Genomic DNA, 9,052 nt, shown 5'->3' on the forward strand with positions numbered 1-9,052 from the left:
CGCCGCGCCTTCGCGCCCGCCGGGGTGCTGCGCGCGGCGATCAACCTCGGCAATCCGATCCTGGCGCGGCGCGACCCGGCCCGCGGCGAGGTCGGCGGCGTCTCGGTCGATCTGGCGCGCGCGCTGGCGCACGAGCTTGCGCTGCCGCTGGAGCTGGTGGTGGTCGAGGCCGCGGGGCTCTCGGTCGAGGCGGTGGAGCGCGGGCAGGCCGATCTGGGCTTCTTCGCCATCGATCCGCTGCGCGCCCAGCACATCGCCTTCACCGCGCCCCATGTGCTGATCGAGGGCTGTTATCTGGTGCGCGAGGACTCGCCGCTGCGCAGCAACGACGAGGTCGATGCGCCGGGGCGGGTCGTCGTCGTCGGCCGCGGCAGCGCCTACGACCTGCACCTGACGCGCACGCTCCGGCACGCCCGCATCGAGCGCGCACCGACCTCGCCGGCGGTGGTGGACACCTTCGTGGCGCTCGGCGCGCAGGCCGAGGTGGCCGCCGGCGTGCGCCAGCAGCTCGAGGCCGACGCGGCTCGCCTGGGAGGGCTGCGCCTGCTGCCCGAGCCCTTCATGGTGATCCGCCAGGCGATGGGCCTGCGGCGTGACCGCAGCGAGCCGGCCGCCGCCGCACTGGCCGACTTCGTCGAGCGGATGAAGGCCTCGGGCTTCGTCGCGGCGGCGCTGGCGCGTCACCGCATCGAGGGGGCCCGCGTGGCGCCGGCCGGATCTCGATCGGACTGCTGATCGACCTCCGGGGGCGGGCGGCTGGCGCCCTTGACCGCATACATCGCCGCGTCGGCATGCTTCATCAGCGTGGCCACGTCCTGACCGTCGTCGGGAAAGCAGGCCAGGCCGATCGAGGCACCGACCTGCAGCGGGTGGCCGAAGACTTCCATCGGCTGGCCGATGGCGTGCTCCAGCCGTTCGGCCAGCATGGGCAGCACGGCCGGATCGCCGATCCGCTCGAGCAGCAGCACGAACTCGTCGCCGCCCATGCGTGCTGCGGTGTCGTGCTGGCGCAGCTGCTCGCGCAGCCGCCGCGCGACCTGGACCAGCAGCGCATCACCCACGGCATGGCCCAGGGTGTCGTTGATCTGCTTGAAGCGGTCCAGGTCGACGAACATCAGGCCGAGGCGCTCGCCCTGGCTGCGCGCGACAGCCAGCGCCCGCTCGAGCCGATCGAGCAGCAGCGCGCGGTTGGGCAGCCCGGTCAGCACATCGTGAAAGGCCAGGAAACGGATGCGCTCCTCGTGTCGACGCAGCTCGGTGACGTCGTTGAAGATGCCGACGCAGCGCTCGGGCTGGCCCGGCAGGCTGGGCACCCGGCTGATGCTCAGCCGCTCGCAGAAGAGCTCGCCGTCCTTGCGCCGGTTCCACAGTTCGCCCGACCAGTGCCCCTCACGCAGCAGCCGCTGCCACTGCGCGCGGTAGAAATCAGGCTGCTCGTGCTCGGTGCGCAGCAGGCTGAGCCGGCGCCCGATCACCTCCTCGGGCGCATAGCCGGTCAGCGCCGAGAAGGCCGGATTGACCGACAGGATGGTGGACTGCGCATCGGTGATGACGATGCCGTCCATCGCGCTGTCGAACACGCAGGCCGCCAGCTGCAGCTCGGCGGCGACACGCTGTCGCTCGGCCAGCTCCTCGCGCAGCTGCAGGTTCGCCTGCTCCAGCTCGAGCGTGCGCGCGCGCACCTCGGCCTCCAGCGTGCGGGTGTGCTGCTCGATCTGGCGAGCGGACTGCCACTTGGCGCACAGCGTGCGCGCGAGCTGGCTGACCTCGATGGCGTCGAAGGGCTTCTTCAGGATCAGCAGCCGGTCGCGCACGTCCAGCCGCGCGAGCACCTCCTCCCAGGCGTAGTCGGAATAGGCGGTGCAGATGACGACCTGCAGCCGCGGGTCTTCCTGCCACAGCCGCTCGATGGTCTCGACGCCATCCCAGCCCGGAGGCATGCGCATGTCGACGAAGGCCATCGCGTAGGGTCGGCCGGCGGCGCAGGCGGACTGCACCATCGCCAGCGCCTCGCGCCCCTGCAGCGCCGAGTCGATCTCGAGGCGATCGGGCGACGGGGAGGGCGGCACCGTCGCCGTGTCGGCGAACAGTGCCATCTCCAGCGCGTCGAGCTCGTCAGCCGCCTGTGGCGCCACGGCCCGTCCGCAGGCAGGATCGAGGATCTTGCGGAAGTCCTCGTGGATCGAGGGCATGTCGTCCACGAGCAGGATGCGTCGGTTGTCCATCGGGTCACCCGCAGGCGTCAGAAAGTTCGCGGACTCAGATGATCCAGTCGCTGCCGGCCTGGACCGGCAGCACCAGGGTGAAGGTGGCACCGGTGCCCGGACCGTCGCTGTGCGCCTGCAGATCACCCCCCATCTCGCGGGCGGCAACGATGCAGCTGTGAAGGCCGAAGCCATGACCGCGCGTGCGAGTGGTGAAGCCATGCGCGAAGATGCGCTCGAGATGCTCGGATCGGATGCCGTCGCCCTCGTCCCGTACGCTCAGCCGCAGCGTGTCTCCTGATGCCCCCAGGCTGGCGGCGATCTGCAGCCGGTGGCCGAAGGCGCCCTCGGCATCCATGGCCTGCTTGGCGTTGCCGATCAGGTTGATCAGGATCTGCAAGACCCGGTGACGGTCCAGCGGCAGCGGCGGCAACGCCGGCAGGTCCCGCTCGACCACCACCTGATGGCGTGACAGCGCCCCGGCATTCATCCGCAGCGCATCCTCCACCAGCGCGCTCACCTCCGTCAGCGCGACCATGCCGGTGCTGCCCGCATAGCTCTGCTGGGTGGCGACGATGTCCTTCAGGTGCTCGATGCTGCGGCCCATCTGCTCCATCTCGTCGAGGACCATGCGCTGCTCGGCCTCGAGCACCTGCGCGAGCTTGCCGAGGTAGCCCGGCAGCATCCTGCCTTTCGGGTCTTCGCTCATGAATCGGCCCAGGTCGGCCTCGTTGCGGGCCAGCATCTCGACCGTGCGGCCCAGGCCGGACAGCTTGGACTGCCGCAGCTGCTGGCAGATCATGCCGGCCGAGACATTGACGCTGTTGAGCACGTTGCCGACGTTGTGCAGCACGTTGGTGGCGATCTCGGCCATGCCGGCGGCCCGCGCGCTGTCCACCAGCTGGGCCTGCGCCTGGCGCAGCTCGGCGGTGCGCTGCTCGACGCGCTGCTCGAGCTCGCCATGCAGCGTGCTGAGCCGGGCGTTGGCCTCCTGCAGCTCGGCGGTGCGCCGCGCCACCCGCGCCTCCAGCTCGGTGTTGAGCCGGCGCACTTCCTGCTCGGCCCGCTCGCGCTCGGCGATCTGGTCACGCAGGTCGCGATGCACCGCCTCCCACTGCGCCGGCCCGGGCAGCGCCACCGCCTTGGGCACCAGCGGCACCAGCGCCACCGCAGTCCCGACCGAGGCTGCGGCCGTCACCGCCTTGACCATGCCGGCGGCCAGATAGTCCGGAAACCACAGCGTCCACAGCGCCATCGCGTGGGTGGCGCCACAGGCCAGGATGAAGACCCCGAACAGCACGAACATCCAGCTGAACTGCAGATCCTTGCGCCGACGCACCAGCACCATCAGCGTCACCGGAATGGTCGCGTACGACAGCACCGTCAGGGTGTCGGAGATGATGTGCAGCCACATCAGCCTCGGCTCCCAGGACAGGCAGAAGCCGTGCGGCATCAGCTCGACCAGCGAGCCGCTCCAGATCGACATGGCAGAACTCCTTCCACGCTCGTGCTGCAGCATGCACCGACATGCCGGTGCCGGATCCCGGGACAATTCCGGATCTGGCATTTCCGTCATGCATATCGGAGCGGCCCGGAAGGCCTTGAGCGTGAAGAAGGAACGGGGGCGTACTGCCCCCGCCTCCCCGGTCTTTCAGCGGCTGGCCAGCTCGCGCAGCGCCCGCGCGCCCACCGGCGCCCGGGCCTGCCAGGCCAGCAGCGCGCAGCGCCGGGCGTCGCGGGTCATCACCTGCTGCACCCAGGGGCGCTCGCAGCGGCCCCGCTCGGCCAGCATCGGGTCGGTGGTGCCACTGGCCAGCAGACTCTGCTCGATGACCCAGGCGAAAGGCTCGATGCCGGCGCGGCGCAGGTCGTCCTGCAGCCGTTCGGCCTCGTGCACCGGCGTGGCCTCGGCCAGCGTGACGATCATCACTCGGGTGAAGGCGGGATCACGCAGGCGCGGCAGCAGCTTCACCACCGCCTCGGGCAGATCGCCGCGGGTGCGGCCGACCTCGCGGTGATAGGCCTCGGCCGAGTCCATCAGCAGCACGGTGTGACCGGTCGGCGCGGTGTCGAGCACCACGAAGCCGTCCACCGCCTGCGCCACCGTCGCGGCGAAGGCACGGAAGACGGCGATCTCCTCGGTGCAGGGCGAGCGCAGGTCTTCTTCCAGCATCGCGCGCGCCGAGGGGTCGAGCCCCGCGCCGGCGCGCGCGAGCACCTCGTCGCGGTGGCGCGCGACCTCGGCGGCCGGGTCGATGCGCTGCACCGTCAGGCCCGGCACCGCCTCGTCCAGCGACCAGGCCAGGTGCGCGGCCGGATCGGTGGTCGACAGCAGCACCCGGTGACCACGCGCGGCCAGCTCGACCGCCACCGCCGCGGCCACCGTAGTCTTGCCCACGCCGCCCTTGCCCATGGTCATCACTAGGCCATGGCCGGCACGCTCGATGTCGTCGACCAGCGGCGCCAGCCCGGGGGGCAGCGCGAGGGCCGGCATTTCCGGCGCGGTCGATGCGGTCGAGTCCGACGGACGGGGCACCGGATGCAGCAGCGCACGCAGCGCCTCCAGCCCGACCAGCCCGCGGGCGATGAAGCCGGTGCAGCTGCGCGGCAGCGTTGCCAGGGCAGCCGGCATGGCGGCGAGCGCATCCCGATGGCGCCGTGCCATCGCCTGCGCCACAGGATCCTCCGAAGGGGCATCGAACAGGCCATTGATCGCCAGCACCTGGTTGGCCACGCCCAGCTCGGCCAGCTCGTGGCGGCTGCGCTCGGCCTCGCGCAGCGCGGCCACCTCGGGCCGGGCCACCAGCACGACGGTGGTCACCGCCGCATCGGTCAGCGCCGCGACCGCGCCGGCGTAGATCGCCCGGTTGTGCTCCAGCCCGGCCAGCGGCCCCAGGCAGGAGGTGCCGGTGGTGTTGGTCGACAGGAACTCGCTCCAGGCCGAGGGCAGCGTCAGCAGCCGCAGCGTGTGGCCGGTCGGCGCGGTGTCGAACACCACATGGTCGAAGTCGCCGGCCACGCCGGAGCCGGCCAGCAGCGCCGCAAAGGCGTCGAAGGCGGCGATCTCGACGGTGCAGCCGCCTGAGAACTGCTCCTCCATGCTGCGGATCGCCGCCTCGGGCAGCAGGCCGCGGTAGGGGCCGACCATGCGCTCGCGGTAGGCGGCGGCCGCCGCTTCCGGGTCGATGTTCAGCGCCGACAGGCCCGGCACGCCCGCCACCGGGGTGGGCACGTCCGACAGCCGCGTCTCCAGCACCTCGTCGAGGTTGGAGGCCGGGTCGGTGCTGACCAGCAGCACGCGCCGGCCCGCCTCGGCCAGCTGCACCGCGCAGGCCGAGGCCAGCGAGGTCTTGCCCACGCCGCCCTTGCCGGTGAAGAAGAGATGGCGGGTGTGCAGATCGGGCAGCATGGCAGCTGTCCCGCTCAGCAGCACTGGCCCGGTGCGCAGCCGCAATCGCCGCCGCTGCCGAGCTTGATGCGCGGCTTGGCCGCCAGCGCCGCGGCGCGGGCGATGCGCTGCTGCATCTGCGCCAGCGTCGGGTACAGGCCCGTCGAGAGGATCAGGCCGTCGAGCATCACCACCGGCAGCCGGTCCATGCCGGCCTCCATCTCGCGCAGCACCAGCGGCTGCGCGGTGAAGGCCGCCGCATCATGGCTCAGGCTGTGACGGCTGACCGTCACGCCGCTGGCCTCCAGCGCCTGCAGGTCGGCGTTGAACTGCACCAGCACCGGGTCGACCTCGATGCCGCACACGCCGGTGGGGCAGCACATCGCGGGCTCGAAAACTTCCAGTCGGCTCATCGCGTTCATCCTTTTCAGTCAGTGGGGACATGCCCCAAGGGGTTCTTCAGGGCCATGTTCGCGCCTGACAGCCCACAGGGCATTGATCATGCTCAATCTGGCCGGCCCAGCGCACGGTGCAGCAGCAGGCCCAGGCCGGCGCCGGCCAGCTCGGCCAGCATGAAGGCCGGCGCGCTGGCCGGGGCGATGCCGGCAAAGCTGTCGCTGAACATGCGCCCGAAGGCCGCCGCCGGATTGGCGAAGGAGGTCGAGGCGGTGAACCAGTAGGCCGCGCCGATGTAGACCGCCACCATCGCCGCGACCCGCGCCGGCGGCGCGCGCAGGATCACCAGCAGCAGCCCGGCGGTGGCCACGAGCTCGGCGATCCACTGGCCGGTGCCGGTGCGCAGCTTGGCCGAGACCTGCAGCAGCGGCAGGTCGAACATCGCATGCGCCAGCACCGCGCCCAGCGCCGCGCCGATCAGCTGCGCCGGCACATAGCCCAGCAGCCGCGCCCAGGGCAGCTCGCCGCGCAGCGCCATCGTCAGCGAGACCGCCGGGTTGAAGTGCGCGCCGCTGACCGGCCCGAAGACCTCGATCAGCACATACAGGCCGCCGACGGTGGCCAGCGTGTTGGCCAGCAGTGCCACCGCGACGTTGCCGCCGGACAGCCGCTCGGCCATGACGCCTGATCCGATGACCACCGCCAGCAGCAGCGCGGTGCCCAGCATCTCGCCCAGCAGGCGCCGGGCGGTCGAGACAGGAGCGTTCATCGCGTGCCCGCCCGGATCAGCTGCGCCAGATGGTGTCGAGCGCCGCCTGCAGCGCTGCGTTGTCCATCGTCTCCAGCGGCAGCTGCAGCAGCTGCAGCATCCGGTAGCCGATGGCCTGGCGGGTCAGCTCGAAGGCCTGCGCCTTCTGGTCCTCGGGCGCGTTGGAGGGGTCGGGGTAGCCCCAGTGGATCTTGACCGGGCTGCCGGGCCAGTACGGGCAGGTCTCGGCGGCGGCGCTGTCGCAGACGGTGATGACGATGCGCATCTCCGGCGCGCCCGGCGCGGCGAACTCGTCCCAGGACTTGCTGCGGGTGCCGGCGGTGTCGATGCCGGCGGCCTCCAGCACCTGCAGCGCGTGGGGGTTGATGCGGCCGCTCGGGCTGCTGCCGGCGCTGTGCGCGCGCACGTCGCGGCCGAGCTGGCGCGCCCAGTGGTTGAGCATGGCCTCGGACAGCACGCTGCGGGCCGAGTTGTGGGTGCAGAGGATCAGGACGTGGGTGGTCATGGGGTGGGATCGGCGCAGGTGCCGACAGAGCAGTCGCAGGAAAGATCGCCCGCCGGCGTCAGCCCGCAAGGCTGGCCGGCGCAGCAGTTGGCAGTCAGGAAGGCGAGCAGCGTGTTCATGCGCACGAAGTCGGCGCGGTAGATCAGATGGCGCCCGTCGCGGGTGCAGCCGATCAGGCCGGCGTGCAGCATCTCCTTCAGGTGGAAGGACAGCGTGGCCGCGGGCAGGCCGAGCTGCTCGGCCAGCACGCCCGGCGTCAGTCCCTCGGGTCCGGCGACGACCAGGGCCCGGAAGGCCCGCAGGCGGTGGGGCTGGGCCAGCGCGGCCAGCAGGCGAACGACTTCTTCATCTTCCATGATTCCATTATGGTGGAAATATTTGAAGGAATGATGACAGTATCGCGGCCTGACCGGCCACGGATCGTCATTCACCTTGTCTGGGCACTGGGCTGCAGCCGCATGGTGCCGGGCAGGGGCACGGAGCGGCGCAGCACGCCCTCGGCGAGCCAGACGGCCGAGTCCCAGGCGCGGCGGGCGACATAGGGCAGGGGCAGCTGCTGGTAGTCGTCGTTGAAGACCTCGAAGCTGTAGTCGCCGCGGTAGCCCATGGCGTCGAGCTGCAGCACCAGCGCGGTGAGCGCGCCGGAATGCACGCCCTCGCCGGGGAAGACCCGGAAGTGGCGCGCGGTGTCGATGCGCTCCTGCACCGAGCGGGTCTGCTGCCACATGAAGTCCGAGAGCTGCACCAGGTAGATCTTGGCCGGGTCGATGTCGCGCAGCCGCTCCAGCGCGGTGTCGGTGGCGAAGATGTGGTACGAGTCGATGCCGATGCCCAGGTTGGGGCAGTCGGCCATCTCGACGACCTCCCAGGACTGCGGGTACTCGTTGATGTGGCGGCCCCAGGACAGCGCCTCGAAGGCGACGCGGATGCCATGCGGCAGGGCCAGCATGGCGAGCTTGCGCAGGTCGGCGGCGATGCGCTGGGGGTCGGCGCTGGCGTGCACCGAGGTCGAGGAGCAGGCCAGCAGCACCTTGGCGCCGAGCTGGCGCGCCATCAGGATCATCTGCTTGGCGATGTCGATCTTGTAGCCGTGGAGGTGGTCGGAGAGGCCCTCGAAGTCGCGCAGCACCTGGAAGCCGGTGACGCGCAGGCCGCTGTCGCGCACCGCCTGCACGGCGGCGTCCACCCCGTCGGGGTGGCCGACGAGGTCGCGCGCGGCCAGCATGATCTGGGTGAAGCCGGCCTCGCGCACCGCGCGCAGCTTGGCCTCCAGCGGCCCGGCCAGCGTGATGGTGTCCATGCCGAAGTCGGCGACGTTGCGGGCAATGCGCGTCGGGTCCATCGTCATGCCTCCGTCAGACCGTTGCCGCTGCAGCCGCATCGCCGCGCGGGTCGTGCACCAGCTCGAACACCAGCTCGCCCAGCAGCGGCTGCGTCAGCGCGCCGCGGGCGTCGGTGTGCACGCCGTGCGGCTTCTCGACGAAGCTCACGCCCGCGGCCTTCATCGCCGTGGCCGCCGCCAGCACGTCCGTGCAGCCGAAGGCCACCCGCTGCAGCAGCTCGTCATGCTCGAAGTCGGCCGCGTCCGGCTCCGGCTCGATCAGCTGCCAGTGGAACTGCCCGCAGGGGCTGGCCAGGATCGCGCCCTTGGTCATCACCCCGAAGCGCTGCTCGGCCGGCAGCTCGACGAAGCCGAACAGCTCGCCGTAGAACGCGCTCCAGTCCGCCATCCGGTCCAGCCCGATGTACTGCACCACGCCGAACACATGCAGCCCGTGCTGCGCCGCCGG

The 9,052-nt window shown here is 71.3% G+C and carries 10 protein-coding genes; 1 reads left to right on the top strand and 9 read right to left on the bottom strand.

Annotated elements, in window-relative coordinates; translation table 11 throughout:
* Nucleotides 1-24 precede the first annotated feature (24 nt).
* The gene (locus BW996_RS22320) at nucleotides 25-735 is read left to right on the top strand and encodes a transporter substrate-binding domain-containing protein (RefSeq protein WP_241462051.1); all 711 of its coding nucleotides are present in this window, start codon (nucleotides 25-27) and stop codon (nucleotides 733-735) included.
* Here BW996_RS22320 and BW996_RS19270 read toward each other — a convergent pair.
* The 9 genes from BW996_RS19270 to BW996_RS19310 form a co-directional block, all read right to left on the bottom strand.
* Nucleotides 681-2,225, bottom strand: coding sequence for a two-component system response regulator (locus tag BW996_RS19270; protein ID WP_051632250.1), 1,545 nt, complete (start codon nucleotides 2,223-2,225; stop codon nucleotides 681-683). The two genes, BW996_RS22320 and BW996_RS19270, sit on opposite strands and share 55 nt — an antisense overlap.
* A 34-nt stretch (nucleotides 2,226-2,259) precedes the next feature.
* The gene (locus BW996_RS19275) at nucleotides 2,260-3,690 is read right to left on the bottom strand and encodes a sensor histidine kinase (protein ID WP_051632251.1); all 1,431 of its coding nucleotides are present in this window, start codon (nucleotides 3,688-3,690) and stop codon (nucleotides 2,260-2,262) included.
* Between the two features lie 165 nt (nucleotides 3,691-3,855).
* Nucleotides 3,856-5,613 (bottom strand): arsenical pump-driving ATPase, encoded by a 1,758-nt coding sequence (gene arsA, locus BW996_RS19280; RefSeq protein WP_037485213.1) that lies wholly within the window; start codon nucleotides 5,611-5,613, stop codon nucleotides 3,856-3,858.
* 14 nt (nucleotides 5,614-5,627) lie between these two features.
* Nucleotides 5,628-6,005 carry an arsenite efflux transporter metallochaperone ArsD gene (arsD, locus tag BW996_RS19285; RefSeq protein ID WP_037485253.1) on the bottom strand — a complete coding sequence of 126 codons (378 nt, stop codon included), beginning with the start codon at nucleotides 6,003-6,005 and terminating at the stop codon, nucleotides 5,628-5,630.
* A 92-nt stretch (nucleotides 6,006-6,097) separates the two neighbouring features.
* Complete coding sequence (locus BW996_RS19290; RefSeq protein WP_037485216.1) at nucleotides 6,098-6,757, bottom strand: aquaporin; 660 nt, start codon at nucleotides 6,755-6,757, stop codon at nucleotides 6,098-6,100.
* A 16-nt stretch (nucleotides 6,758-6,773) separates the two neighbouring features.
* Entirely contained in the window at nucleotides 6,774-7,262 is a 489-nt protein-coding gene (locus BW996_RS19295; RefSeq protein WP_037485219.1) for an arsenate reductase ArsC, read from the bottom strand.
* Nucleotides 7,259-7,618: an ArsR/SmtB family transcription factor gene (locus BW996_RS19300; RefSeq protein WP_037485221.1), complete on the bottom strand. Its 360-nt coding sequence runs from the start codon at nucleotides 7,616-7,618 to the stop codon at nucleotides 7,259-7,261. Before BW996_RS19300 ends, BW996_RS19295 begins: the two co-directional genes overlap by 4 nt.
* 71 nt (nucleotides 7,619-7,689) lie before the next feature.
* Nucleotides 7,690-8,604: a sugar phosphate isomerase/epimerase family protein gene (locus BW996_RS19305; protein WP_076459058.1), complete on the bottom strand. Its 915-nt coding sequence runs from the start codon at nucleotides 8,602-8,604 to the stop codon at nucleotides 7,690-7,692.
* A 13-nt stretch (nucleotides 8,605-8,617) separates the two neighbouring features.
* Nucleotides 8,618-9,052 (bottom strand): VOC family protein (locus BW996_RS19310; RefSeq protein ID WP_175619148.1); only part of this gene is annotated, 435 nt, incomplete at its 5' end.

The sequence above is a fragment of the Sphaerotilus natans genome, from assembly GCF_900156335.1.
GTDB lineage: Bacteria > Pseudomonadota > Gammaproteobacteria > Burkholderiales > Burkholderiaceae_C > Sphaerotilus > Sphaerotilus natans.

What these genes read in the sequence shown, in the direction of transcription:
- BW996_RS19270 (WP_051632250.1), bottom strand. Translation starts at nt 2,225, where the DNA reads ATGGACAACCGACGCATCCTGCTCGTGGACGACATGCCCTCGATCCAC.
- BW996_RS19275 (WP_051632251.1), bottom strand. Translation starts at nt 3,690, where the DNA reads ATGTCGATCTGGAGCGGCTCGCTGGTCGAGCTGATGCCGCACGGCTTC.
- arsA (WP_037485213.1), bottom strand. Translation starts at nt 5,613, where the DNA reads ATGCTGCCCGATCTGCACACCCGCCATCTCTTCTTCACCGGCAAGGGC.
- arsD (WP_037485253.1), bottom strand. Translation starts at nt 6,005, where the DNA reads ATGAGCCGACTGGAAGTTTTCGAGCCCGCGATGTGCTGCCCCACCGGC.
- BW996_RS19290 (WP_037485216.1), bottom strand. Translation starts at nt 6,757, where the DNA reads ATGAACGCTCCTGTCTCGACCGCCCGGCGCCTGCTGGGCGAGATGCTG.
- BW996_RS19295 (WP_037485219.1), bottom strand. Translation starts at nt 7,262, where the DNA reads ATGACCACCCACGTCCTGATCCTCTGCACCCACAACTCGGCCCGCAGC.
- BW996_RS19300 (WP_037485221.1), bottom strand. Translation starts at nt 7,618, where the DNA reads ATGGAAGATGAAGAAGTCGTTCGCCTGCTGGCCGCGCTGGCCCAGCCC.
- BW996_RS19305 (WP_076459058.1), bottom strand. Translation starts at nt 8,604, where the DNA reads ATGGACCCGACGCGCATTGCCCGCAACGTCGCCGACTTCGGCATGGAC.